The sequence below is a fragment of the Janthinobacterium sp. BJB304 genome (genome assembly GCF_002735765.1).
GTDB lineage: Bacteria > Pseudomonadota > Gammaproteobacteria > Burkholderiales > Burkholderiaceae_D > Janthinobacterium.
The window spans coordinates 38,279-62,436 of the sequence record NZ_PDZN01000018.1 but is presented as its reverse complement, the minus strand read 5'-3'; the positions used below and the strand labels follow the sequence as shown (position 1 = coordinate 62,436).

19 protein-coding genes are annotated in these 24,158 nt (G+C 66.4%); 2 read left to right on the top strand and 17 right to left on the bottom strand.

The window, feature by feature from the left end; all coding sequences use genetic code 11:
* Nucleotides 1–244: 244 nt before the first annotated feature.
* On the top strand, nucleotides 245–1,213 hold the full coding sequence (locus CSQ95_RS20575; protein WP_099410843.1) for an IS1595 family transposase: 969 nt from the start codon (nucleotides 245–247) through the stop codon (nucleotides 1,211–1,213).
* 19 nt (nucleotides 1,214–1,232) lie between these two features.
* On the opposite strand, the gene CSQ95_RS20570 is transcribed toward CSQ95_RS20575, so the two are convergent.
* From CSQ95_RS20570 to CSQ95_RS20530, 9 genes are all read right to left on the bottom strand, one after another.
* A complete protein-coding gene (locus CSQ95_RS20570; protein ID WP_099410842.1) occupies nucleotides 1,233–1,931 on the bottom strand; it encodes an alpha/beta hydrolase in 699 nt (232 codons plus the stop codon).
* A 114-nt stretch (nucleotides 1,932–2,045) separates the two neighbouring features.
* Nucleotides 2,046–2,987 carry an alpha/beta hydrolase gene (locus tag CSQ95_RS20565; protein WP_180279117.1) on the bottom strand — a complete coding sequence of 314 codons (942 nt, stop codon included), beginning with the start codon at nucleotides 2,985–2,987 and terminating at the stop codon, nucleotides 2,046–2,048.
* 154 nt (nucleotides 2,988–3,141) lie between these two features.
* On the bottom strand, nucleotides 3,142–3,987 hold the full coding sequence (locus CSQ95_RS20560; protein ID WP_070288151.1) for a universal stress protein: 846 nt from the start codon (nucleotides 3,985–3,987) through the stop codon (nucleotides 3,142–3,144).
* 24 nt (nucleotides 3,988–4,011) lie between these two features.
* Nucleotides 4,012–5,817 carry an alpha/beta hydrolase gene (locus CSQ95_RS20555; RefSeq protein WP_099410840.1) on the bottom strand — a complete coding sequence of 602 codons (1,806 nt, stop codon included), beginning with the start codon at nucleotides 5,815–5,817 and terminating at the stop codon, nucleotides 4,012–4,014.
* 62 nt (nucleotides 5,818–5,879) lie between these two features.
* Nucleotides 5,880–9,374 carry a PAS domain S-box protein gene (locus tag CSQ95_RS20550; RefSeq protein WP_099410839.1) on the bottom strand — a complete coding sequence of 1,165 codons (3,495 nt, stop codon included), beginning with the start codon at nucleotides 9,372–9,374 and terminating at the stop codon, nucleotides 5,880–5,882.
* Nucleotides 9,371–10,513: an FIST signal transduction protein gene (locus CSQ95_RS20545; protein WP_099410838.1), complete on the bottom strand. Its 1,143-nt coding sequence runs from the start codon at nucleotides 10,511–10,513 to the stop codon at nucleotides 9,371–9,373. Before CSQ95_RS20545 ends, CSQ95_RS20550 begins: the two co-directional genes overlap by 4 nt.
* 14 nt (nucleotides 10,514–10,527) lie before the next feature.
* On the bottom strand, nucleotides 10,528–11,586 hold the full coding sequence (locus tag CSQ95_RS20540) for an HD domain-containing phosphohydrolase (protein WP_099410837.1): 1,059 nt from the start codon (nucleotides 11,584–11,586) through the stop codon (nucleotides 10,528–10,530).
* Nucleotides 11,587–11,638: 52 nt separating this feature from the next.
* Nucleotides 11,639–12,142 (bottom strand): chemotaxis protein CheW, encoded by a 504-nt coding sequence (locus CSQ95_RS20535; RefSeq protein WP_099410836.1) that lies wholly within the window; start codon nucleotides 12,140–12,142, stop codon nucleotides 11,639–11,641.
* Nucleotides 12,143–12,202: 60 nt separating this feature from the next.
* Nucleotides 12,203–13,105, bottom strand: coding sequence for a sensor domain-containing diguanylate cyclase (locus CSQ95_RS20530; protein WP_099410835.1), 903 nt, complete (start codon nucleotides 13,103–13,105; stop codon nucleotides 12,203–12,205).
* Between the two features lie 352 nt (nucleotides 13,106–13,457).
* Between CSQ95_RS20530 and CSQ95_RS20525 the strand changes: the two genes are divergently transcribed.
* Entirely contained in the window at nucleotides 13,458–13,700 is a 243-nt protein-coding gene (locus tag CSQ95_RS20525; RefSeq protein WP_143450014.1) for a hypothetical protein, read from the top strand.
* A 6-nt stretch (nucleotides 13,701–13,706) separates the two neighbouring features.
* Here CSQ95_RS20525 and CSQ95_RS20520 read toward each other — a convergent pair whose 3' ends face one another.
* The 8 genes from CSQ95_RS20520 to CSQ95_RS20485 form a co-directional block, all read right to left on the bottom strand.
* On the bottom strand, nucleotides 13,707–14,993 hold the full coding sequence (locus CSQ95_RS20520; RefSeq protein WP_099410833.1) for a DUF445 domain-containing protein: 1,287 nt from the start codon (nucleotides 14,991–14,993) through the stop codon (nucleotides 13,707–13,709).
* A gap of 59 nt (nucleotides 14,994–15,052) precedes the next feature.
* Nucleotides 15,053–16,450, bottom strand: a complete 1,398-nt coding sequence (locus tag CSQ95_RS20515; protein ID WP_070223661.1) for an amino acid permease — start codon at nucleotides 16,448–16,450, stop codon at nucleotides 15,053–15,055.
* A 211-nt stretch (nucleotides 16,451–16,661) separates the two neighbouring features.
* Complete coding sequence (locus CSQ95_RS20510) at nucleotides 16,662–18,455, bottom strand: MFS transporter (RefSeq protein WP_099410832.1); 1,794 nt, start codon at nucleotides 18,453–18,455, stop codon at nucleotides 16,662–16,664.
* A gap of 50 nt (nucleotides 18,456–18,505) precedes the next feature.
* Nucleotides 18,506–19,600 carry an N-acetylglucosamine-6-phosphate deacetylase gene (locus CSQ95_RS20505; RefSeq protein ID WP_099410831.1) on the bottom strand — a complete coding sequence of 365 codons (1,095 nt, stop codon included), beginning with the start codon at nucleotides 19,598–19,600 and terminating at the stop codon, nucleotides 18,506–18,508.
* 3 nt (nucleotides 19,601–19,603) lie between these two features.
* Nucleotides 19,604–20,371, bottom strand: a complete 768-nt coding sequence (locus CSQ95_RS20500; RefSeq protein ID WP_034781637.1) for a DeoR family transcriptional regulator — start codon at nucleotides 20,369–20,371, stop codon at nucleotides 19,604–19,606.
* A gap of 35 nt (nucleotides 20,372–20,406) precedes the next feature.
* Nucleotides 20,407–21,750: a D-tagatose-bisphosphate aldolase, class II, non-catalytic subunit gene (locus tag CSQ95_RS20495; protein ID WP_218963630.1), complete on the bottom strand. Its 1,344-nt coding sequence runs from the start codon at nucleotides 21,748–21,750 to the stop codon at nucleotides 20,407–20,409.
* Nucleotides 21,750–22,703 (bottom strand): ROK family protein, encoded by a 954-nt coding sequence (locus CSQ95_RS20490; protein WP_218963627.1) that lies wholly within the window; start codon nucleotides 22,701–22,703, stop codon nucleotides 21,750–21,752. The genes CSQ95_RS20495 and CSQ95_RS20490 overlap by 1 nt, the downstream gene beginning before the upstream one ends.
* The gene (locus CSQ95_RS20485) at nucleotides 22,690–23,838 is read right to left on the bottom strand and encodes an SIS domain-containing protein (protein WP_099410830.1); all 1,149 of its coding nucleotides are present in this window, start codon (nucleotides 23,836–23,838) and stop codon (nucleotides 22,690–22,692) included. Before CSQ95_RS20485 ends, CSQ95_RS20490 begins: the two co-directional genes overlap by 14 nt.
* Between the last annotated feature and the right edge of the window lie 320 nt (nucleotides 23,839–24,158).

Here is a 24,158-nt window from a genome sequence, read left to right as displayed (position 1 = left end):
GATGAAGTGGCATGGCAATGCGGTTGACGGCAGGTGGCTGAACCTCCTTGGCGTGGATAGCGGTCCGGCCGGCGCTGTACCCCAGAGCTGCCGGCGCGGACCACATTGCCTGTCCGACGCCAAAGGCTCCTGGTTTTCAGGAGCCTTTTTTTTGGGGCTCTGTCCCCGACAAATAGGGGAACTCAAGGAATCTTCCCCAGCCCCGGCTGTCTGACTGTACCTATCAGACAAACGGGAGCCTTCCATGCAGCCAGCCGAATGGAAAACCTTCATCGCCCAGTTCGCCGCACTGAGCCGTCACCAGCGTTTGGCGAGCACTGCTCTGCTGCGCGGGGCAGGATCGCAGAACGCCGCCGTGGCACTGGTCGAAAGCGTGGCCCGGCAGCGGTTACACTGTCCCGCCTGCAACAGCAGCCATGCGCACCGGCACGGTCATGCGCACGGACTGCAGCGCTACCGTTGCGTGCCGTGCGGACGCACCTTCAATGCGCTCACCGGCACGCCGCTGGCGCGCTTGCGCCATAAATCACTGTGGCTCGACTACGCCGACTGCCTGCTCGAGTCGGCTTCTGTGCGCAAGGCAGCAAGCCAGCTGGGCGTGCACCGCAACACCGCCTTTCGCTGGCGCCACCGGTTTTTAAGCCTGGCCAAGACGGACCGGCCCCATTGCCTGCATGGCATCGCCGAAGCGGACGAGCTGTATGTGCTGGAATCGGAAAAGGGCGCGCGGCATCTGACGCGTCCGGCGCGCCGCCGTGGCGGCCATGCCCGCAAGCGCGGCATTTCCAGTGAACAAGTCTGCATCCTGGTGGCGCGCGACCGCACGGGACAAACCCGCGATTTCGTCACGGGAAAAGGGGCGCTGACCAAGGCGCAGCTGCATGCTTGCCTGCCTCCGGTGATCGACAAGGACATTTTTCTGGTCACCGATGGCCATGCCGCCTATCGCGCCTTCGCGCGTGAAGCGGGCATCAGTCACCAGGCCGTCAATGTGCGTGCCGGCATCCGCGTGCAGGGCGCCGCCCACGTGCAGAACGTCAACGCGTATCACAGCCGCTTGCGCGGCTGGCTGCGCATCTTCCATGGCGTGGCCAGCCGTTATCTGCCGAATTACCTGGGGTGGCGCTGGATACTGGACGCCGGGCGCATCCGCTCCCCAGAAACATTATTGAAGGCAACATTGGGCGAGTTCCCACATTTGACGGTGACATAGCCTTTTTTGCCCGTGCCGCTTATGCCTGTGCCACCGCGCTTGCCGCCTCCAGAATCAGCGCCGCCACCTCCACGGGACGCGAGGCCAGCGACGCATGGCTGGCGTTGAGCGTGATGACTTTGCGCGCTTGCAGGCGCGCCGCCATGCGCTCCTGGTTGACGGGGGAAATCATGCGGTCGGCGCTGGAAACCTGGTACCAGCTGGGTTTATGCTTCCAGGCCGGGTCGTTGACGGTTTCGCCGAAGGTGCTGGCCAGCGGCGCCTTCTGCACCACGCCCAGCACGGCGCCTTCTTCCGCGTCGAGGTCCTGGCAAAAGCTGTCATGGTATTGCTCGGGTTTGACCCACAGATAGCCGTCGCTGTCGCCTTCCAGGCTGGCCGCGCCCAGGGGCGGGTGTTCCTGCGTGATGCTGCCCGGGCTTTCGCCCGCATCGGGGGCGAAGGCGGCGATGTACACGAGGCCCGCCACATTCGGCGCATTGCCGGCCACGCTGATGACGGCGCCGCCATAGGAGTGTCCTACCAGCAGCACCGGGCCATTTACCTGCGCCACCATCTTGCGCGTGCGCTCGGCGTCGTCGGCCAGCGAGGTCAAGGGAAGTTCGACGGCGCGGATGGCCGTGTGGCCCTGCCGGCGCAATTCGACGATGACGCGGCTCCAGTGGGCGGCGCCGCCCCAGAAACCGTGGACGAGGACGATGGTGGCTTGCTGGCTCATGCGGATACTCCTTGTTGCAAAGGAAACAGCGAAGACCGCACAGTTGCAAAGGAGTAACAGTGCGGCGGACAGGTGCCCATCCATTGTAGACCTTCCTCCGCCGCCATCGTTGCCTTACTCTTCCCAGCGCATGGCGTTGATGGCGCCCACCATGATGGATTCATATTCGATGAAAAAATCGCTGTGGAAGCCGTTACGGATGAGCAGATGGGTACAGCCGGGCAGGGCGGCGGCCAGACGTTCGCCATCGGCCAGACGCAGCGGGCGGAAAACCTCGAAAAACGCCCGTCCGTCCGCCACGATTGCGGGATCGGACTGCGGCGACAGCCATGGCAGCAGGTTGCGCAAGGTGCCGGGATCGACGGTGATGACCAGCGCCGGGGCGCGCACGCGGCGGTAGTCGGGCGAAAAATGGTGCGCGGCCTTGTCCATGGCCCTGGCGACGTCGGGCGGCGTATTCGGGCGCACCGAACCGTCGGGCTGCACCTCGAGCTTATCGCGCCAGAATGCCTCCAGCGCGGGCCACCATTGCTTGTTGACCCGCCTGGCATAGGCGATCGAGGCGGCCATCGACGCCAGGTCGGCCGGTCCCGGCTCCTGTGCCTCGAAGGACAGCTTCTCGCTTTCCTCGTCATCGCCGCCGCTGGCCAGGTAGTCGAAGGTCGTGTCCAGGTAGACGAGTCCGCGCACGCGCCGCGGATGGCTGCCGGCGAACAGGGTCAGCTCGTTGCCGGCGATGGAATGGCCGGCCAGGATAATGCGTTCGATCCGCAGGGCGTCGAGCACGGCCAGCAGGTCGGCCACCAGCGTGGCGGGCGCATACGTCATATCGTTGGCGGGCGGTGGCTTGCTCGATGAACCGTAGCCGCGCCGGGTGATGGCCAGCACGCGGTGGCGGCGCGCCAGCGCGGGCGCCAGGCTGTCGAAGGCGTAGGCGTTGGCGCCCAGGCCGGCCAGCAGCACGATCACGCCGTCGCCAGCGCCGTCCTGCGCCGCTGGCCAGTCGCGCACGTGCAGGCTGACGCCGGGGGCAACGCGGATCTGCCGGTCCGTCACCGCTGCCGCCTGCGGGCGTGGAAATGGGGGATGGCGTCGGCCGGTCTGGTCATGCGGGACTCCTTGTGGGATGAGGGCATGGCCAGTATCGGCGCCGCGCATGAAGCGCGGATGAGGACGGGGTGAAGAAGGGCTGAAGGAGCTGCCGGCCCCGCTAGTGCGACACCAGCACCGGTAACGTCATCTCTTGCAGCACCGTGCGCGTGACGCCGCCCAGCAGCGCTTCGCGCAGGCGCATGTGGCCGTAGCAGCCCATCACGACCAGGTCGCAGTGCCGCTGGGCCGCCATGGCCAGCAGGGCCGTGCCCACGTCCTGGCCCGGCGGCGTGTCGTGCTGCAGCACCTCGACGTTGACGCCGTGGCGCGCCAGGTACAAGGCCAGGTCTGCGCCCGGCTGCTCGCCGTGCGCGGCCGGCTGGGCGTGCGAATTGACGACGGCCAGGGTCACTTGCCGGGCCCGTTGCAGCAGCGGCAGCGCATCGGTGATGGCGCGCAGCGCTTCGGCGCTGCCGTTCCAGGCCAGCAGCGGATGCTGCGCGATGCCCGCTGGCGCGGCGCAAGGCGCGTGCGGCACCATCAGCACGGGCCGGCCGCAATGGAGCATCAGGTATTCGGCCGTGCCGGCGATGACGCGCGACGGCGTGTCCTGCGCATCCGTCTGGCCCAGGATCAGCAAGTCGCAATAGCGCGCCTGCAGCAGCAGCGCGCCTTGCGCGTCGTCGTCGACGAAGCGCGTTTCGTAGGTGCCCAGGCCTTCCTCGCGGGCGATGCGCTCGAAGTCGTGCAAGGCTTCGCTGGCCTGGGTGCGCAGCGCCTGCATCTGCGCCGGCGCAAACTGCAGCGCGTTGACGCCGCCGCCATACGCATAGCGCGAAATGCCGCTCATGGCCGAACCGATCAGGTGCGCGCCCTCGGCGACGGCCAGGCGCACGGCCAGGCGGATGCGCTGGGCGCAATGGCGGGAATTGTCGACGTGGACCAGCAGGGTGGTGTAGGGCATGGCGTTTTCCTCGGTTGTTGGTTGTCAGGTCTGCAGCACGTAGCTGCCCGGCGCATCGCCCAGGTCGGGTCCCATGGCCGGCGGCGCCGCTTGCGCGCCAGGGCGTTCTGCCAGCCAGGCTTGCCAGGCGGGCCACCACGAACCGTCATGGTGCGCCACCTCGCGCTGCCAGCTGTCCGCGTCGATGTAGGGCGCGTCGTGGCGGTGCGTGGCCAGCTGGTAGCTGCGGTGCGGCTGGCCCGGCGGCGAGACCACGCCCGCATTGTGGCCGCCCGAGGTGAGCAAGAAAGTGACGTCCGTGTCGGTCAGCAGCTGCAGCTTGTATACGGAGCGCCATGGCGCCACGTGGTCCGTCAGGGTGCCGACGGCGAAGACGGGCGCCTTGATGTCGGGCAGGGCGATGTGGCGGCCCGCCGTGCGGTAGCGCCCTTCGGCCAGGTCGTTGTGCAGGAACAGACGGCGCAGGTATTCCGAATGCATGCGGCAGGGCATGCGCGTGGCATCCGCATTCCAGGCCATCAGGTCGCTGTCCTGCTCGTCGAGGCCAAGCAGATAATGGCGCAGCTGGCGCGACCAGATCAGGTCGTTCGAACGCAGCAGCTGGAAGGCGCCCGCCATCTGTTTCGTATCGAGGTAACCCTGCTTCCACATGGCCGCTTCCAGGAAACTGACCTGGCTGTCGTCGATGAACAGCGACAGTTCGCCCGGCTCCTTGAAATCGACCTGCGAGGCCAGCATGGTCAGGCTGGCCAGGCGCATATCGCCGTCGCGCGCCATGCTGGCGGCGGCGATCGCCAGCAGGGTGCCGCCCAGGCAGTAGCCGGCCGCGTGCACCTGCGGCGCGCCCGTGAGGCGGGCAATGGCATCGAGCGCCTCCATCACGCCCAGCTGACGGTAGTCTTCCAGCGACAGCTCGCGGTCTTCTTCCAGCGGATTTTTCCAGGAAATCATGAACACCGTGTGGCCCTGGCCCACCAGGTAGCGCACCAGCGAATTGTGCGGCGACAGGTCGAGAATATAGAACTTCATGATCCACGCTGGCACGAACAGCAGGGGCGTCGCATGCACCCTGGCGGTCGTGGGCGCGTACTGTATCAATTCGATCAAGTCGTTGCGGTAGACCACCTTGCCCGGCGTGACGGCCACGTTCACGCCCACCTGATAGGTGCGCTGGTCGGGCGCATGCGCGCCCATGGCGGCGCGCTGCCAGTCCTCGGTAGCGTGGATCATGCCGCGCGTCAGGTTGGCGCCGCCGCTTGCCAGGGTGGCTTGCTGCACCACGGGATTGGTCAGCAGGAAGTTCGACGGCGCCAGCATGTCGAGCCACTGGCGCACGGTGAATGTGACGACATCCTCGTGGTGCGGCGCGACGCCGCGCACGCCCGTGGTGGCGCGGTGCCACCATTGCTGCTGCAGCAGGAAGCCCTGGTAGACCAGGTTGTAGGGCCAGCGCCGCCAGGCCGGGTCTTCGAAGCGCCGGTCCTGCGGCAGCGGCGCGATGCACGGCGGCTCGGCGGCGCCGCCAGCCATGGCCGATTGCATGGCGTACTGTTGCCAGCGGCCGATCTTCTTCCACGCTTCCTGCAGCAGGGCTTGCTGCTTCGATGGCGCCAGCGCCAGATGGCTGAGCCAGTCGGCATAGGCGTTGCCCAGCGCGGCCGGCGAAATACCGCCCGTAAACTTGCCCAGCCAGGCATTCAGCAGCAGGTCCAGGGTGGCGCCTTCCGGCGCGCTTTCCGGGTAGTCGGGCGCCGGCACGCCTTGCCAGGCGCTGCCCAGGCGCTCATGTTCCACGTTGTGCTGCGCATCGCTCGCTTGCGTCTTGCTCATCCACGGCTCCTGTTATTTTCTTACAGGATAGCAAGAGCTTGTTTAAAAAATTATGATCTACATCAAGTTTGGCCGGATGCGTGCAGCATGTGGCTTGCCGCCTGGATGGCAGCGTCCGTTTCCTGCACAAACAGGCGCAACTGCTCTTCCAGCGCATCGAGGCGCGCCAGCAACGCGCCCTGCGGCGCCTTGGCCGCTTCGCGCTCGATGGCGGCGGCGATCGCGACGGCCGGCGCGGCGCGGAAGTTGGCCAGCAGGCCGGCCAGGGTGTGGGCTTGTCGGCTCACGGTGGCCCGGTCGCCTTCCCGCATGGCCGCCCGCAAGGCCTCCAGCTGCGCCGGCAGGGCGGTCAGGAACGATGCGCCGATGATGCCGATCACGTCGGCGTCGGCCTCGGCCAGCGCGGCCCCGTAGCCGAAGCGCGGCGTGTGCTTGTTTATTTGCAGCACATGCTGCTCGATCAGACTGTGGAAGGCGGCCGCGCGGAACGGCTTGGACAGGTAGTCGTCCATGCCGCCGGCGATGCAGCGTTCGCGGTCGCCTTCGAGGGCGCTGGCCGTCATGGCGATGATGACGCTTCTCGGCATGCCTTGCGCTTCGCGCGCGCGTATCTGCGCGGTGGCTTCGAAACCGCCCATTTCCGGCATTTGCAGGTCCATCAGGATCATGTCGAAATGGCCGGCGGCCTGGCAATCGAGGGCGATGCGGCCGTTGGCCGCATGCGTGACGCGGTGGCCTGCGTTCGACAGCAGCACGGTGGCCAGTTCGCGGTTCATGGCGTTGTCCTCGACGAGCAGGATGTCCAGGCCAGGCGTGCCTTCGCTTACGGTCTGGCGCGTCGCCACGGGCGCGGCGCTGGGCATGCCGCGGCAGGTGCCCAGCACGCTCATGGTGATGGCCAGCAATTCCTCGGGACTGGCAGGCTTGAGCAGGTAGCCGTCGATGCCCAGTTCGCGGCAGCGCGCCGCGTCGCCCAGGCTGCCGCAGGACGACAGCACGACGACGGGCACCTGGCTCCAGTGGGGCAGGGCGGACAGCGCCGATGCCGTATCGAAGCCATTCATGCCGGGCATGGCGAAGTCCATGATGATGCAGTCCGCCGGCAAGGCGCCGCGGCAGTGCTCCAGCGCCGCCTCGCCGGACTCGCAGGCCGTGACCATGGCGCCGCTGTGCTCGAAGATCCGGCGCAGGATGGTCAGGCTGCTGGGATTGTCGTCGACCAGCAGGATGGCGCGTCCCGCCAGCGAGGCACCGGGCGACGGCAAGGACTGCTGTTCGCCGATGGGCAAGGCCAGGTCCACGGTGAAGCAGCTGCCCTTGCCCAGTTCGCTCGACAGGCCGATGCGGCCTCCCATCATCGTCACCAGGCGGCGCGTGATCGACAGGCCCAGGCCCGTGCCGCCGAAGCGCCGCGTGGTCGAACCGTCTTCCTGCTGGAAGGCGTCGAAGACGGCCTCCTGCATGTCGGCGGCGATGCCGATGCCGGTGTCGCGCACGCACAGGCGCAGGCGGGCCATGCCGTCGCCGCTGGCGCGCAGCCGGGCGCTGACGACCACTTCGCCCTGCGGCGTGAACTTGATGGCGTTGCCCGCCAGGTTGGTCAGCACCTGGCGCAGCCGGCCCGGGTCGCCGAGCAGGGTGTGCGGCAGCGCGGGATCGACGTCGAGCACCAGTTCCAGGCCGCTGGCCTGCGCCCGCATGGCGTGGGCGCGCATGGTTTCCTGCAGCAACCGGTGCAGGTCGAAGGGGATGCTTTCCAGGGTCAGCATGCCCGCCTCGATCTTCGAGAAATCGAGGATGTCGTTGATGATGCACAGCAGGGCGTCGGCCGAGGCCTTGACGATTTCCAGGTACTTGCGCTGGTGGGCATCGAGGTCGGAATCGAGCACCAGGTCCGTCATGCCCAGGATGCCGTTCATCGGCGTGCGGATCTCGTGGCTCATGTTGGCCAGAAATTCGCTCTTCGAGCGGCTGGCCGATTCGGCCACTTCCTTGGCCAGCAGCAGCGCGCGCTCGGCCGCCTTCTGACTGGAAATATCGACGATGGTACCCACCAGGCCGTGCAGGCTGCCGTCGGACTTCAGCAGGGCCGCCTTGCTGCACAGGACATCGACCTGCCGTGTGCCGACGATCACCCGGTCTTCATATGTGTGGTTGCCCCGGTCCTGCAGCAGCGCCACGTCGTGCTGCCGCGCTTGCTGCGCCTGCTGCTGCGGCAGGATGTCCGCCACCGTCAGGCCCTGGATGCTCGCCTGGTCGAGATGGAAGAAGGCGCAAAAGGCGCGGTTGGCGCGCAGGTAGCGGCCGTGCACGTCCTTCAGGTACAAGGGGATGGGAATGGTCTCGATCAGCGCATCGACGAAGTTGAGGTTGTGCCGCAGCTCGCGCGCCGCCTGGCGCCGCTCCGTGATGTCCGTCAGGCTGCCGGTGATGCCGGCCAGCTGCCCCAGGCCATCGCGTTCGGCGCGCGCACACACGTCGATCCAGCGCACGTCGCCGTCGCGGGTGACATAGCGCGCTTCATGGCGCATGCTGTCCACCTGGCCGCCCAGCAGCTGGGCCAGGCCAGCCGCGGCGCGCTCGCGGTCGCGCGGATCGACGAATTGCAGGATACGCTTGCCCAGGCTGTCGGCGGCGTCGAAGCCGGTGATGGTGTGCCAAGCGGGATTGAGGAAGGTCCAGGTGCCGTGCAAATCCGTGCGGAAGACCACCTCATTGAGGCTGTTGACGACGTTGCGGTATTCGCGCTCGCTTTTCGCGATGGTCTCGGCCATGCGCTTGCTCTCGCTGATTTCCGTGCGGATGGCGATGTACTGGTATGGCTTGCCGGCCGCATCAAGGAAGGGCACGATGGTGGCGTCCACCCAGTACTGGCCGCCATCCTTGGCATGGTTGCAGATTTCGCCATGCCAGACCTGGCCGGCGGTAATGGTTTGCCACATCTGCGCAAAGAAGGCGTCCGTATGCGTGTGCGAGCTGATCAGGCGGTGCGTCTGGCCGACCAGCTCTTCGCGCGCGAACCCGCTGATGGCGCAGAACTTGTCGTTGACGTAAATGATGGCGCCGCTCGTGTCGGTGATGCTGACAATGGCGTGCTGGTCCATCGCAAAGCGCTGGTTCTGCAATTCGATGCGGCGCAGTTCCTGCTGCGCCACCAGCTCGGCCAGCAGCACCGACAGTCCCTCGATATCGCTTTCCTGCGGCAGGCGCAGGCCGGAATCGTCGTTGTCGAGCAGGCGCACGGCCGCCACGCGCAGCGACTGGATCACGCGGTTGCGGCTGGCCAGTTCCGTGCGCAGCAGGTCGTTGGTCATGCTCAGTTCCGTCGAACTCAGTTCCAGGCTGCGCGAGCGCAAGTCCAGGTCGCGTTCCGACTGGTCGTAGGCGCCGTCGATGCGCTGCAGCAGGGCTGGCAAGCCAGCCAGGAAACCGGCCAGTTCGCGCGGCGTGTCCGCTTTCCCGCACAGTGCCTGCGCCTGTTCCATCAACGCGGCGCAGGCGCTTTCCGAGTCGATATCGCAGACGCGGTTCAATTGGCGGGCGAGGGTGCGGTTCATGCTTCGCTCAACACAGTCACGGTCATCGTCTGGTTGTGGAGCTGGCAGCTGCCATGCGGCTGGGCGATGCCGATTTCGCCGTTGGAGTAAAAACCGGCGATACAGGCCGCGCCGCCCAGCAGGTCGGCCACCGCTTCGACCTCTTCCTCGGCCCGGTCGCCCATCACCAGCTTGCGGCCCACGCAGCTGACCAGCAGGGCCAGCTGGTCGCCATGCGCATCGGCATGGGGCACGACGCCGCGCGCGGCCGTTTCGGCCCCGTCGATCAGCCGGTTGGTACTGGAATGCATGAGCTTCAGGTAGCCGTCGGCGAGGATGTCGCCGGCCAGGGTCAGCGAACCCTGTTCTTCGTCGACGGCGAGGATGGTGCGGAAGACATTGCTTTTTTCATGCGCGGCCGTGAGCATTTCAAACGGGAACAGCAGGCCGGAAGCGGGCAGATCGCGCGCATGGTCGCCCAGGTACAGCTTGTAGATGTCGAGCGCCCGCGCGCCATCGAGGCCATACAGCACGTTGTCGACGCAGCGCGTCACCTTGCGCGCGGGGCCGAACGCTTCCCAGCCCGCATGGCTGCCGTAGCCGAGGCGGATATGCTCGCCGTACAGGCCGACGGCGACGATGGTATTGTCGGCCGCGCCGCGCGGACCCAGAGTCCAGGTCTGGCGAAAGGCGCCGCCGTCCGCCGCCAGCCCGCCCGACACCGTCACGCCCGGCGGCAGGTTCGCCTGCAGGCCGGCGATGAGCGCGCTGCCGTTGATGGCCACGCCCGTGCCCAGCATGAAGACGGCCGTCAGACCGTCCTGCGGCAGCGCCTGCGCCAGGCGCTCGCCCGCCTCGTGCGAATCGGCCATGTCGCAGATGATGGCGTCGGCAATCGCCACCGTCGTGCGGGCGAAGCGGATGGCCGTGATGACGCAGCTGTCGTCGTAGACGCGCTTGCCGGCGATCTCGCCGGCCGTGGAGCAGCCGGCGATGACGGCGCCGGGCAGCTGGCGGCGCAGCGCCGCGTTCAGGCCGGGCGTGGCAAAGTAGGGGCAGGCGCCGAACACCAGCACCAGGTCGGGCGCCATGGCGGCCAGAGGTGCCAGGGCGGCATCGAAGTCGGCATGGTTTTTCAGGATCAGTTGTTGCACGCGCATGGCGGGCTCCTCGCTTACAGTGGGTGGGCGTGTTGCGGGACGGGGTCAGGCAGGCTGTCGCGGATGGCCAGCACCTCGTCCCAGGCGCCCAGGAAGGCGTCGAGGCACAGCGGGCAGAAATGGCTGCCCCTGTTTTGCTCCAGGTACTGGCGCGCCTCGGCCAACGGCCAGGCCGGCTTGTACGGACGCTCCGAACTCAGCGCGTCGAAGACGTCGGCCACGGCGACGATGCGCGCCGACAGCGGTATCTGCTCCTCCGCCAGGCCGTCCGGATAGCCGCTGCCGTCGTATTTTTCGTGGTGGCCGCAGGCGATTTCCTCGGCCAGGCGGATCAGCGGCGAGTCGCTGCCGGCGAGGATATGGCCGCCGATTTTCGCGTGCTGGCGCATGATGGCCATCTCATCGGGGTCCAGCCGCCCCGGCTTGAGCAGGATATGGTCGGGCGTGGCCAGCTTGCCCACGTCGTGCATGGGCGCCGCCTTGAGCAGCAGGTCCTGCCATTGTGCGTCGAGGCCCAGTTCCCTGGCGATCAGCGCCGAGTAGCGCGCCATGCGCATGATGTGGGCGCCCGTTTCGGGGTCGCGGAATTCGGCCGCCCGCGCCAGGCGCGTAACCAGTTCCATCTCCCTGGCCGTGACGTTGGCGATCGCCTGTTCCACTTCGTGTTCGAGCAGCTTGGCGCGGTCGGCCAGCATGGTTTGCGCCGTGCGCAGGGCCAGCAGGTTGCGCACGCGCAGGCTGAACTCGATGGTGTCGACGGGCTTGGTGAGAAACTCCGTCACGCCCAGCGAAAAAGCCTGTTTGCGCACGGCGTGGTCGTTTTCGGTGGTCACCATGATGATGGGGATGTCGGCCATGCCCGGCATCTTGCGGAAAATGCTGAGGAACTCGTTGCCCGACAGGCTGGGCATCCGGTAGTCGAGCAAGACCAGGTCCGGCACATGCGACTCGCACCAGTACAGCGCATCGACGGGATCGTTCATGCCGACGGGTTCGATGTTGGTGGCCTTGCCCGCCAGGGTCGCCAGCAGGCTCAGGTTGGTGTCGTTGTCATCGACGATCAGGATGCTCATGGTGTCTCCGGCGGATGGCGGTCAGGTGGTGGGCGGGACGGCGACAGCCGGCTCAGGCGGCCAGCTTGCCCATGGCGTGCATGCCCATGCCCGACAGCAGGCTGTCCATGTCGAGGACGATCAGCATGCGCTCGTCGAGGGCGCCGATGGCCGTCACGTGGCCGGCCATGGCTGAACCGTGCAGCTGCGGCGGCGGCTTGATCTGCGCCGGCGCCAGCGGCACCACGTCAGCCACGCGGTCGACCACGATGCCGGTGGCGCCATGCGCGAAGATCAGGATGATCACCACGGTCGAGGCGTCGTAAGCGGGTTCGGCCTGGCCCAGCGCGATGCGCAGATCGACCAGCGGCACGATGCTGCCGCGCAGGTGGATGAACCCCTTGAGGAATGCGGGTGCGTTGGCGATGCGGGTGACGGCGCCGTAGCCGCGGATTTCCTGCACCAGGCCGATGTCGATCGCATATTCCTCCTTGCCGAGTCCGAAGACCAGCAATTCCCGGGCATCCGCTTGCGCCAGCTGGCTCGCTGCTGCGGCATGTGTCGTGATGGTTTCCATGTGCTTGCTCCTGTCAGGTGCTGCGTGATGCATGAGACTGCGAAGGGTGCCGGGCGGGATTCAAGCCTGCTCGACGCGGTTGCGGCCATTCTTCTTGGCCTGGTACAGGGCGGCGTCGGCCTGCATGAAGCCGGCCTTCCAGTCGCCGTCCGCTGGCAGCGGCGCCAGGCCGATGCTGATCGTCGCCGTGATGGACGCGTGCTCGAAATCGGTGTGCGCCGCGGCCACGGCAAGGCGGATGCGCTCGGCCACCTGCTGCGCCATGGCCATGTCCGTATGGGCGAACAGCAAGCCGAATTCCTCGCCGCCCACGCGGGCGACGACATCGGATGCCCGTGCCTGGGACTGGAGCACGGCCGCGATGGCTTGCAGCACGGCGTCGCCGGCAGCATGGCCATGCTGGTCGTTGACCAGCTTGAAGAAATCGATGTCGGCGATGCCGATGGTCAGCGGATGGCCCGAGCGCCTGGACCGCGCGGCCGCGCGGACGGCGTCGGTCTCGAAGGCGCGGCGGTTGGGCAGCTGGGTCAGGGGATCGCTGAGGGCGATACGCTGTAATTGCTGCCAGCGGGCCGCATTTTGCTGTTCCAGGGCGAGTTCGCGGCGCTGGTCGATGAAAAAGGCGCCCATGAAGTTTTCGTCGTCCAGGGTGCCCAGGTCCATGGCCTTAAGTACGATCGGCAGCATCGTGCCATCGCGGTGGCGAATGGCGAAATGGCGCTTGTGGCCCAGCACCCTGGACTTCTTGTAACCGGCCAGGTAGGCGCCGATCTGCGCGCCATGCCGCTCGCGCACGGCGTCGGGCAGCAGTGCCTCGATCTGCTGGCCCAGCAGGCTGCCCGCGGCGTAGCCGCTCAGCGCATACATGGCGTCGTTCGCATAGCGGATGCGCGAGCCCGCATCGATGATGACGGCGGCGTCATCGGCTGCGTCGAGCAGGCGCAAGGCCAGGGTTTTGTTCATGTGCTTGTCCCCTACAAAGAAGGCGGAGATACTGGGCGGTCGCGGCAATCAGGCTTGCCGCATCGCCTTTCGTTCTCCTTTGATCTCATCATACACCAAATAAAAATGATTTCAACGAATATTGTGATTTTCATGATTTATGTTGATTTTTCGCACAATCAGGCTCAGGATCAGAAGGCGTAAAAAAGCCTGTCACTTCACTTTTCGCTATACAGTGGCAAATTTTTCACGCGGTTCATCCTCCTGTTTGGCAGGAAAAATCATTTTTTTAAATTTATTTATTGTATTTGATAAATTTATGAAGCAAAATGCAGTGAAGCAATACCAGTCACTGCAAATAGAGGAGATGGACATGCATACGAAGATGTCGGCAAGCGGCAGCGAAGAGGCGGGCCACGGTTATCCACGCGAGGCGCAGCTCCGCCATGCGTCCGTGCGGCATTTGAAGGCGATCGCTTACCTGGCTCTGTTGCTGGCCGTGGTGCCGGCTGCAAGCTGCATCGCCACGGGGCACGCGGGCGTGCCGGTGCTGTTCAGCACCACGTGCGGCGTGGTGTCGTGCGTGGCGCCGCCTGGCAGCGTCCCCGGCGGGTAGGTAGGACTACCAGGCCTGGCTGGCGGCATGAATCAGCAGGCCGGCCAGGCCGCCCACGATGGTGCCGTTGATGCGGATGAATTGCAGGTCGCGCCCGATGGCCAGTTCGATGCGCTCGCTCATTTCTTCCTTGCTCCACAAGTCCAGGCGGGCGGCGATGAAGGCGCCCACTTCGCCCCGGTAACGCCGTACCAGCGCGCCGCTGCCGGCGACGATGGCGCCGTTCAGCCATGCCCGGGCATGCTCGTCCTTGCCCAGCACCTGGCCCGTGTTGCGCGCCAGGCTGGCGACGGCTTGCGCCAGCACGGGCGCGTCGGCGTGCAGGTCGGCCAGCAGGCGCGCGCGGATGGCGTCCCACAGCTCGCCCAGCATCGCTTGCACCGTATCGCTGCCGATCAGCTGCAGCTGGTAGCGGCGCACCGTGTCCTGCCACTGCGGATCGGCCTTCAGGTGCAGCGCGCTGTCGGCGATCCAGCCGGCGATGCGCTGGCGCAGCGGGTGAGCGGGGTCGATGCGCACGGCGAGCGCGAATTTTTGCAGCGAGGCGATCATGCGCGGCTCGTACGCCTTCACGGCCTTTTTCACCAGCGTGTTCTCGATCTGGAAGGCGCCCAGCACGAAGTCGCCGATGGCGGCGTGGTGCGCCTCGTCGTCCAGGTAGGCGGCGCCGCGGTCGAGCAGGAAGTCCAGCAGCTGCTGCGGCTTGCCGTCGGCGATCAGCGCGTCGATGCAGTCGGCCGCCACGTCCGATACATTCAATTGACCGAGGTAGGCGCTGGCCTGCTCGCGCAACAGGCGGCCCAGCGTGTCATGGTCGGCCATCGCCAGCAGCTGTTTCACCACGCCCGCGCTGGCCATGCCCAGCTGGCGCGCGTGAACGGGGTCGCCGAGCCAGGCGCCCAGGCGCGCGGCGGGATCGGCTTGCACGATCCGCTCGGCGATGCCTTGCTCGGTAATGAAATGGTTTTCCACGAAGGCGCCCAGGCTGCGCCCGATGTCCGCCTTGCTGTTGGGGATGATGGCCGTATGCCACAGGGGAATGCCGAGCGGATGGCGGAACAGGGCGACGACGGCGAACCAGTCGGCGATCGCCCCCACCATCGATGCTTCGGCGAATGCCTCCACATAGCCCCAGGCGGGGTGGCCGCCCCGTTGCGAGCGGGCCACGGCGAAGACCAGCGCGGCCAGCAGCAGCAAGCCGGCGGCCAGCCACTGCATGCTGCGCAGGCGCGCGCGCTTGAGCTGGTCCTTACTCTGGTCCAGCTGGGCGATAAGGTCGGGGGAAGGTTGCATGGATGGCGGTCTGCACAGTTGCGTGACCGCCATCTTACTGCGATGGCGCAGTGACGGGCTTACTGTTGCGGATGCAGCAGCGAACGGCGGCGCGCGTAGCCGAAATAGATGGCCAGGCCGATCACCAGCCAGATGGAAAAGGCCATCCAGGTGACCCAGCTGAGGAAGGTCATCAGGCCCACGCACAGGATCACGGCCAGCGCCGGCACGAACGGCACGCCGGGGCAGCGGAAGGCGCGCGGCAGGTCGGGGCGCTTCTTGCGCAGCACCACCACGGCGACGGAGACCATGGTGAAGGCGGCCAGGGTGCCGATGTTGATCAGCTCGGCGAGGATGTTGAGCGGGATCGTGGCGGCGATCAGGCCGAAGACGATGCCGACCAGCCAGGTGGCGAAGAACGGCGTGTGGAAGCGCGGGTGCACGGTCGACAGGCGCTTGGGCAGCAAGCCGTCGCGCGACATGGCGAAGATGATGCGCGTCTGGCCGAAGGCCATCACGAGGATCACGGTGGTCATGCCGAGGATGGCGCCCAGGTCGACGAAGCCGGCGATCCAGTTTTCGCCCGCATACTGCAGGGCCAGCGAGACGGGATGGTCGACACCGAGGAATTTCTGATACGGCACGATGCCCGTCATGATGGCCGACACCACCACGTACAGCACGGCGCACACCGCCAGCGAACCGATGATGCCGATGGGCAGGTCGCGCGACGGTTTCTTGACTTCCTCGGCGGCCGAGGTGACGGCGTCAAAGCCGATGAAGGCGAAGAAGACGAGGGCGGCGGCGCTCAGCATGCCGTGGTAGCCGAACGGCATGTAGGGTTGCCAGTTGGCCGGCTGCACGTGGCGCGCGCCGAAGATGATGAACAGCAGCACCACGCCCACCTTGATGGCCACCATGATGTTGTTCAGGCGCGCCGATTCGCGCACGCCCCAGCCCAGCATGGCCGTCAGCAGCAGCATGATGACGAGGGCGGGCAGGTTGATGAAGGTCGTCACGCCGGGCAGGGCGCCCGGTGCGGCCGTCAGGGCCACGGGCAAGGTGATGCCAAAGCCCGACAGCAGCGACTGGAAATAGCCGGACCAGCCGACGGAGACGGCGGCCGCGGCCAGGCCGTATTCGAGCAGCAAGTCCCAGCCTATCATCCAGGCCGCCAGCTCGCCCAGGGTGGCATAGCTGTAGGTATAGATGGAGCCGGCCACTGGCACGGTGGAGGCGAATTCCGCATAGCACAGGGCGGCGAAGCAGCAGGCGACGGCCGCCACGACGAAGGACAGCGACAGGGCGGGGCCGGCCGTCAGCGCACCCGTGCCGGTGAGTACGAAAATACCGGTGCCGACGATGGCGCCGATGCCCATGAGGACAAGGTCGAACGGTCCCAGCACCTTGGCCAGACCTCCCGGCTTCTTGCTGTGGGCAATCATGTCATCCAAATTCTTGGTTCTAAATAAGCTCACTGTGTCTCCTGGTGGTTTTTGTCATGGCGCCATTGCCGCCTCGTGAGTAGCACGACGCAGCCAGATTCTAGCCCACGCGCCCGTGATTCCAGAAGGAAAACCGTACGGTGCCGGGCAAGCCAGCCCCGTAAACTTGCCCGGCAGGCAAAAAAACAGCCCCGGACGGTGGGCCGGGGCTGGAAAGGAGACTGCTACAGTTGGTTACTCGGGCTTACTTGGAAAAGTGCGCCTCGATCTCTTCCAGTGTCTTGCCCTTGGTCTCAGGCAACAAGAACGCCGCCGCCAGGAAATACAGCACGGTGCAGCCGGCGCCGAAGAAGAACAGGGTCGAATAACCGTGCAAGCCCACGGTCGGCAGGAAGATGGCGGCGATCACGGTCGAGACGAACTGGTTGACCAGCAGGGCGATGCTCATGCCGTTCGAGCGGATGCGCGTCGGCATCAGCTCGGACAGGGCCAGCCACACGCACACGCCCGGTCCCACGGCAAAGCTGGAAACGAACACGCAGATGGCGATCGCCACCATCCAGCCGTGCGTGGACGGGGGCACGGGGCCCAGGCTGGCCTTTTCGATGCGCAGCGGCGCCTCGCGCCCGGCGGCCGGGTCGGCGAACGGATTGAGGTGCAGCTTGCGGAAGAACACGCCGATCACGCTGTCGGCCTGCACCGCGTCTTCGCGGGCGATCGTCACCTGGCGCAGCACGGGATCGTCGCTGCGCAGGCTTTTCACGTTGGTGAAGGGGCCGTAGGCGTAGGCGATGGTCAGTTGCTGCGGCGTGCCGTCGGCGGCGGCGCCCAGGGCCGTCAGGGTGGCCGCATCGAGGTGCACGGCCAGGCCGTCGTTTTGCACTTGGGCGGCGATGGCGGGGCGCACGTCGGCCAGGTGCGCTTCGGCGCCGCGGAACAGCAAGCCGGCGGCCAGCAGCGAGACGACGATGCCGCCCGTGCCCAGCATCAGCAGAAATTTGCGGCCCTTGCGGTCGACCAGCAGCACGGCCACCACCGTCATCACGGCGTTCAGCACTTTCAGCAAGACGTCCGCCATATTGGCCGAGGCGCCCGACAGGCCTGCCTGGTTCAAGATATTGACGACATAGGCGAGGATGGAATTGATGCCCGTCGCCTGGGTGCAGGCGAGGATCAGGCAGGCCAGCAGGAAGGGCAGCACGTAGCGGCGGCTCAAGAGCGGGTCTTTTGCCCTGGCATTGCCGCTGGCCTTGGCCGCGTTCTCGGGCGTATCGAGCATTTCGCGCAGTTCCAGGTCGGCGGCGGCGGGCAGGCGCGTGCGCAGCAGCGACTGGCGCGCCTGTTCGACGCGGCCGCGGCGCGCCAGCCAGCGCGGCGACTCGGCCAGCAGCAGGGCGCCGATGGTGAATACGAGGCCAGGCGCCAGGCAGACCCAGAAGATGCTGCGCCAGGCGTGGTCCTTGGCCGCGAAGATGGCGGCGATGCGGCCCGCTTCCGGCAACGCTTGCGCCGCTTGCGTGGCCGTTTCCACCGTCTGCGCCTGCAGCAGGCCGATCAGGGCGGCCGCTACCAGGCCGATGGTCAGCAGCAGCTGGAACAGGGCGGCACCGCGCCCACGCTGCTGCGCGGGCAGGCATTCGGCCAGGTACAGGGGCACGACGACGCCGATCAAGCCGCCGCTGATGCCTTGCAGCAGGCGGCCCAGCAGCAGCGGCGTGTAGCCGTCGGCCAGGGCGATCAGCGGGATGCTGGCGCTGAACAGGGCGCCGGCCAGGAACATCACCCAGCGCCGGCCGAGGATGTCGGCCAGGGCGCCCGCGAACAGCGACGACAGGACTGAACCCAGGAGCACGGCGGCGACGATAAAGCTCAGCTGCTGGGCCGTCAGTTTCCAGGCCACGGAGGCCGTCGATTCCAGGTAGGGCAGGGCGCCGGCGATGATGCCGATGTCTATGCCGTACAGCAATCCTCCCATGCCGGCAATAAATAGCAGGTAGCGCATGGCCCACACGGGGGCCTTGTGTGACGTGTCGTGCATGGTAACTCCGGGACGGGGTTGAGGTTGGGGGCTGGTTCTAGAGACGGAATCTAGCGGGTGGAAAGATCGATGGCCGCGCCTTCGACGAAGACGGACACGGGCTGTAATTGGGGATCGAGGACGACGATATCGGCCCAGGCGCCCGGTACCAAACGGCCCCGTTCGGATTCGCCCAGGTAGTCGGCCGGGTACAGCGACAAACGGTTCGAGGCGTCGGCCAGGTCCAGGCCCAGGTCGACGAAATTGCGCAGGGCCTGGTCCATGGTCAGCACGCTGCCGGCCAGCGAGCCCGTGGCCAGGCGCACGCAACCCATGCATTTGTAGACGCGCTGCGTGCCCAGGCCGTATTCGCCGTCGGGCATGCCGGTGGCCGAGGTGGCGTCGGTCACGCCGTACAGGCGCGGGATGGCGCGCAGGGCCGCGCGCAGGGCGCCCTTGGCCACGTGCTGCAGGTCGGGGATGATTTCCGCATATTCGGCATGCGCGAGCGCCGCGCCTACCATGCCCGGGTCGTAGTGCGTCATGCCCGTCATGCCGTTGTACAGGTGGGTAAAGCCGGAGACGCCGGCCTTGAGCGCGGCCACGCCATCGTCATACGTGCCGGCGCTGTGGCCGATCTGCACGCGGATGCCCATCGCCGCCAGCTGCGGGATCAGTTCCAGGTGACCGGGAATTTCCGGCGCCATGGTCAAGACCTTGATCGGGGCGATGGCATGGAAGCGCTGCACCAGCGCCAGGCTCGCCTGCACTACGTCGGGCGGCTGCGCGCCCAGGCGGTGCAGATTCAAAAACGGGCCTTCCAGGTGCACGCCCAGCATGCGCGCGCCGTTGGCCGGGCGCTCGGCGATGACGCCGGCCAGGCCTTGCAGCGCGCGCACGATCGACGGCTCCTTGGCGGTCAGTGTGGTGCCCAGCAGGGCCGTGGTGCCGTGGCGCGCATGCACCTGCGCCACGGTGGCGCCCGCGTTGCCGCCTTCCATAATGTCGACGCCGGCCGCGCCGTGCACGTGCAGGTCGATGAAGCCGGGCAGAATGGTCAGCGCGCTGTCGGCGGCAGGGTCTTCCTGTATCTGGACGATGCGCTGGTCAAAAGTGATGGTGCCCGTGATCCAGCCAGATGGGGTAAGGATTCTGCCGCTCAGCATGTGTTATTCCGCTATAAAAAGTTCGATGCCCAGCTTTTGCAGCCCTTCGCGGTATTCCTGGCTGATGCTGGCATCGGTGATGACGGTATCGACGCGGTCCAGCTGCACGATGCGGTGCAGGCTGACGCGGCCGAACTTCGAGGCGTCCGTGAGGACGATGATTTTCTTGGCCCGTTCCACCATCTTGTGGTTCAGGCTTGCTTCCGCTTCGTGGTGGGTGGTGACGCCGAACTGCAGATCGAAGCCATCCACGCCCAGAAACAGCTTGTCGAAGCTGTACGCCTGCAGACAGGTTTCGGCCTGGCTGCCCTGGATCGACAGCGACTGTTTGCGCAGCAGGCCGCCCGTGAGGATCAGGTCCACGCCGGGCGCGTCGGCCAGCTCCCACGCGATGTTGAGGCCATTCGTGGCCACCGTCACGCCGGTGGCGTCGCGCAGATGGCGCGCCAGCGAGATGGTGGTGGTGCCCGAGTCGATGATGATGTTGTCGCCCGGTTCCACCAGCCGCGCCGCATAGGCGCCGATGCGCTCCTTCTGCTCGTGGTTGATGGCATCCTTCTGGCGTATCGTATGCTCGGGCGGCGGCGTGCGCGTCAGGGTCGCGCCGCCGTGGCTGCGCGTGGCCATGCCTTGCGCTTCCAGCGCATTCAAGTCGCTGCGGATGGTGACCGCGGACACGCCGAGCTTTTCCACCAGATCGGTCACCTGCACCGAGCCCTGCTGGGCAAGCATTTGGAGGATGGATTCACGGCGTTGGCTGGTATTTCGCATGGTGGCGGGCTCAGTAAAAAATGAAAATACCGAGCTTAACAGATTGCCGCTTCGGCAATGACGGCCACTGCCGCATTGCGGTTGCAGGCGCGCGCATATTGCGCCAGCAAGCTGCCGATCTTGTGCTCGATCAAGGCTGGCGCCTGCGCTGGCAGGCTGCCCTGCACCACGGCCAGATACTGTTCCGGCAAATGCTGGCTCAGCAGCGGCAGTGGAATCGCCACGGCATCGAGGTTGGCCAGCAGCTTGCCGACGGCGGCCGCCACTTCCGGCTCGCCCCAGTAATAGCGGCAACGGTCGCTCAAGCCGTAGCGGCGCATCAATCGCTGTTCTTCCGGCGTGCCCAGGTAATGTTTGATCCAGTTCTTCGGCTTGGCCACCATGACGTCGTCAAGCACCTGCATCAACTGCGAGGTGGCGTGCGCCGGCAGCAGTTCCTCCTCGATCTGGCACAGGGCGAACAGCGCTTCGCGCAGGGCGAAGGTGGCGGCCGGTCCCACTTTCAGGATGGCGAAATGGTCGCGCACCATAGCGTGCAGGGCCGATTCGCGCTGGTAGTCGGTCGAGTGGGCTTCGAACACGAGGCCAGGCTGCTCGGCGACAAAGGCCGACAGTTCGGCGGCGGCCTGCGCATCGTAGTGCTGGATGCTGCTCTGGTCGAAATCGACGCCCGGCTGCACCACCATGGCGATGACGCGGCGCCAGGCGTCGTGCAGGCCGTTGTCGAGGAAGGCGCGGCAATGCACGTCGAGGGTGCGGCGCGCGGCCTGCGGGCTGGTGACGGCGCCGGCCTGCGCCAGCGACGCTTCGCCGCCGGGAACCGGCACTTCCGTGCCGATCACGTAGACGGGCGGGGCGAAGCCGGCGGCGGCGGCCGCCGTTTCGGCGACGATGCACAGGCGCGCCGAACGGGCGGCCACGGTTTCATCGTCGAGCAGCAAGGGGTCGTCGGCACAGCGCATGCTGCAATCGAGGTGGATTTTATGGAAGCCGGCCGACGCATACGCGGCGATCAGGGTCTCGGCGTGGGCCATGGCGGTGGCCGCATCGAGGTGCTGCCAGGCGTTCGGACCCAGGTGGTCGCCGCCCAGCACCAGACGGCTGGCGGGGAAACCCTGTTCCCGGGCCATTGCCAGCATGGTGTCGCGGAAAACGTTTGGTGTCATGCCCGTGTAGCCGCCGAACTGGTCGACCTGGTTCGAGGTCGCTTCGACCAGCAGCACGGTGTCGTACTCGCTGGCCACGCGCATGGCCGCGCGCAGCACGCTCGGGTGGCTGCAGCAGACGGCGTACAAGCCCACGCGCTCGCCGCGGCGGTGCGCCTTGATCACTTGCTGGATGGGCGACAGGGTAAAAGTCGGGTTTTCCGCTTGCTTCATCATGTTGACGCCTTTATATGTTGTCGTATCAAAAGGGCCGCGCCGCGCGCGCCGCCGGCGTCGCCAAAGCGGGGCGGCAGGATGGGCGGCACGTGCACGCCGGGGAACAGGTGGCGCTTCACGGCGGCCGGCAGCTTGTCGTACAGGTGCGGCAATTTCGACAGGCCGCCGCCGAGCACGATGACGTGCGGGTCGTAGGCCAGCACCAGGCCGGCCAGCGCGTGGCCCAGCACGTCGAGGTGCACGGCCACCGTGCGCTGGGCCACGGCGTCGCCCATGTTGGCGCGCGCCACGATGGCCAGTGGCTCGGCGCCGTCGCCGCCAAAGTGCGCGTGGAGCTTGCTCATGGCGGGACCGGAGACGTAGCGTTCCAGGCAGCCCGCCTTGCCGCACGGGCAGGCATAATCGATCAGGCCATGCTGCGCCAGCAGGGTGGCGGGCAGGCTCCAGTGGCCCCATTCGCCGGCCACGCCGTTCAAGCCGCGCAGCAGCTGGCCGCCCACGCAATAGCCGCCGCCGGCGCCCGTGCCGAGGATGGCGCCGAACATGCTGGCGGCATGGTCGGCCGCGCCGCCTTGCGCTTCCGATAGGGCGAAGCACTGGCAATCGTTGCCGATGGCGACAGGGCGCTGCAAGGCTTGCTGCAGGGTTTGCGCCACCAGGCGGCCGTTCAGGGCCGGCACGTTGGAGCTCAGTTGCCGGCCGCTGGCGCTGTCGATCACGCCGGGCAAGCCGATGCCGACGGGCGCCGTCGTGCCCAGGGCGGCGTCGCCGCGCGCCACCAGGTCGACGATCGCCTGCACGAAGGCGCTAAAATCGTCGCCCGGCGTGGCGACTCTCTCGCGAAACACTTCGGTCAGTGCGCCGTCGCGGTCGGCAAAGGCGACCAGCTCCATCTTGCTGCCGCCGATGTCGATGCCGTGAAAGCCCTGTATGGAATTAGAATTGGTCATGGCCATAGATGGTGACGCCCTGCACGACACGGTTGACGATGCCGCCGGCGAATGGATTGTCGGGGCGCAGTTGCAGCAGCGCGGACTGGTGCAGCGCATATTGCTGAGCCATCAGCAGCCACAGCGGGGCAAGCCAGGCGTCGGGCCAGGCCGGCGCGTCGGCCGCCAAGTTGGCAGATAAGTCGCCGCCGATGCCCACCGTCAGGCAGCGTTGCGCCACGCTGTCGCGCTGCAGTTCTTTCAGTAGATCGTCTTCATACTGGCGCGCCAGGGGCTTGCTGCTGCGCAGCAGGATCACCAAGGACTCCGTGGTGACGGCCGATTTCGGGCCGTGGCGGAAGCCCAGCGGGGTATTAGCCATCGCCATCACGCGGCCGCCCGTCAATTCCAGGATTTTCAATGCCGCTTCCTTGGCCAGCGCTTCCAGCGGGCCGCTGCCCAGGTAGACCACGCGCTGTACGGGTGCCGAGCCCAGCTCCGCCACGGGGGCCGACCAGTCGCGCAGGGCGTCTTCGCCCAGCTGCGCCAGGGTCTCGAGGCGCGCCACGTCGACGTCCTTGCCCAGTACCGACAGGGCCGCCAGCAGCATGCTGCTGAAGCTGCTGGTCATGGCGAAGCCGCGGTCGCAGCTGCCTTCCGGCATCAACAGGTTATAGGTATTGCCGTCGTTGGCGCCCTGGCGCGCCAGCTTGCCGTCCGCGTTGCAGGTGATGTTCAGGAAGCGCGCGCCGGGCACGACCTGGCGCAGCAGCTCCACGGCCGCCAGGCTTTCCGGGCTGTCGCCGCTGCGGGCAAACGAGACGAGCAGGGTGGGTGCGTCCGCCTCCAGGTACAGCTCGTGGTGCGTCAGCAAAGTCGTGGTGGCGATGGCGCGGATCTGCGCGGGCCAGGCCGCATTCAAGGTGTCGACGACGATTTCGCCCACATACGCCGAGCTGCCGGCACCCGTCAGGATCACGCGCTGCTGTGGATGGGACAGCGTGTCGCCCAGGAAGGCGGCCAGGCTGGCTTGCTCGCTGCGCAAAATGCCGGCCAGCGCGCGCCAGATGGCGGGCTGATGGGCGATTTCCTCGGCCGTGTGCAGGCCGCCGATGTCGCGCCAGGTTTGAATGTCACGCTGAAGAAGGGTAGTCATGAGAGGTCAGTAAAGTGTTTGTTGGAGAAAGCATAAATACTAAATTTCGAAAAGTCAAATACGAAAGTAAAACGAAAGTAAATAGTTGTGTGACTTGCGAAATAATGGCGTCGAACTGGTGCTTTTCTGGACGTCTATCATGTTGCGCTGCCGCATGAAACCCAGTCGTGCCGCCGCCTGTCGCTGAAATACGACGATAACGAAAGTATGTTTTGTGACATTTTGATGAAACGTAAGAAAAATGCGCCAATTCTGGGCATTTCATTAATAAATCGGTCCAGGAACTTTCTTTTGATTGACGATATTTATTTTTCTTCTTA

Bases quoted from the DNA above. Each gene is read 5' to 3' on its own strand.
- CSQ95_RS20575 (WP_099410843.1), top strand. From the start codon at position 245: ATGCAGCCAGCCGAATGGAAAACCTTCATCGCCCAGTTCGCCGCACTG.
- CSQ95_RS20570 (WP_099410842.1), bottom strand. From the start codon at position 1,931: ATGAGCCAGCAAGCCACCATCGTCCTCGTCCACGGTTTCTGGGGCGGC.
- CSQ95_RS20560 (WP_070288151.1), bottom strand. From the start codon at position 3,987: ATGCCCTACACCACCCTGCTGGTCCACGTCGACAATTCCCGCCATTGC.
- CSQ95_RS20555 (WP_099410840.1), bottom strand. From the start codon at position 5,817: ATGAGCAAGACGCAAGCGAGCGATGCGCAGCACAACGTGGAACATGAG.
- CSQ95_RS20550 (WP_099410839.1), bottom strand. From the start codon at position 9,374: ATGAACCGCACCCTCGCCCGCCAATTGAACCGCGTCTGCGATATCGAC.
- CSQ95_RS20545 (WP_099410838.1), bottom strand. From the start codon at position 10,513: ATGCGCGTGCAACAACTGATCCTGAAAAACCATGCCGACTTCGATGCC.
- CSQ95_RS20540 (WP_099410837.1), bottom strand. From the start codon at position 11,586: ATGAGCATCCTGATCGTCGATGACAACGACACCAACCTGAGCCTGCTG.
- CSQ95_RS20535 (WP_099410836.1), bottom strand. From the start codon at position 12,142: ATGGAAACCATCACGACACATGCCGCAGCAGCGAGCCAGCTGGCGCAA.
- CSQ95_RS20530 (WP_099410835.1), bottom strand. From the start codon at position 13,105: ATGAACAAAACCCTGGCCTTGCGCCTGCTCGACGCAGCCGATGACGCC.
- CSQ95_RS20525 (WP_143450014.1), top strand. From the start codon at position 13,458: ATGCATACGAAGATGTCGGCAAGCGGCAGCGAAGAGGCGGGCCACGGT.
- CSQ95_RS20520 (WP_099410833.1), bottom strand. From the start codon at position 14,993: ATGCAACCTTCCCCCGACCTTATCGCCCAGCTGGACCAGAGTAAGGAC.
- CSQ95_RS20510 (WP_099410832.1), bottom strand. From the start codon at position 18,455: ATGCACGACACGTCACACAAGGCCCCCGTGTGGGCCATGCGCTACCTG.
- CSQ95_RS20505 (WP_099410831.1), bottom strand. From the start codon at position 19,600: ATGCTGAGCGGCAGAATCCTTACCCCATCTGGCTGGATCACGGGCACC.
- CSQ95_RS20500 (WP_034781637.1), bottom strand. From the start codon at position 20,371: ATGCGAAATACCAGCCAACGCCGTGAATCCATCCTCCAAATGCTTGCC.
- CSQ95_RS20495 (WP_218963630.1), bottom strand. From the start codon at position 21,750: ATGAAGCAAGCGGAAAACCCGACTTTTACCCTGTCGCCCATCCAGCAA.
- CSQ95_RS20490 (WP_218963627.1), bottom strand. From the start codon at position 22,703: ATGACCAATTCTAATTCCATACAGGGCTTTCACGGCATCGACATCGGC.
- CSQ95_RS20485 (WP_099410830.1), bottom strand. From the start codon at position 23,838: ATGACTACCCTTCTTCAGCGTGACATTCAAACCTGGCGCGACATCGGC.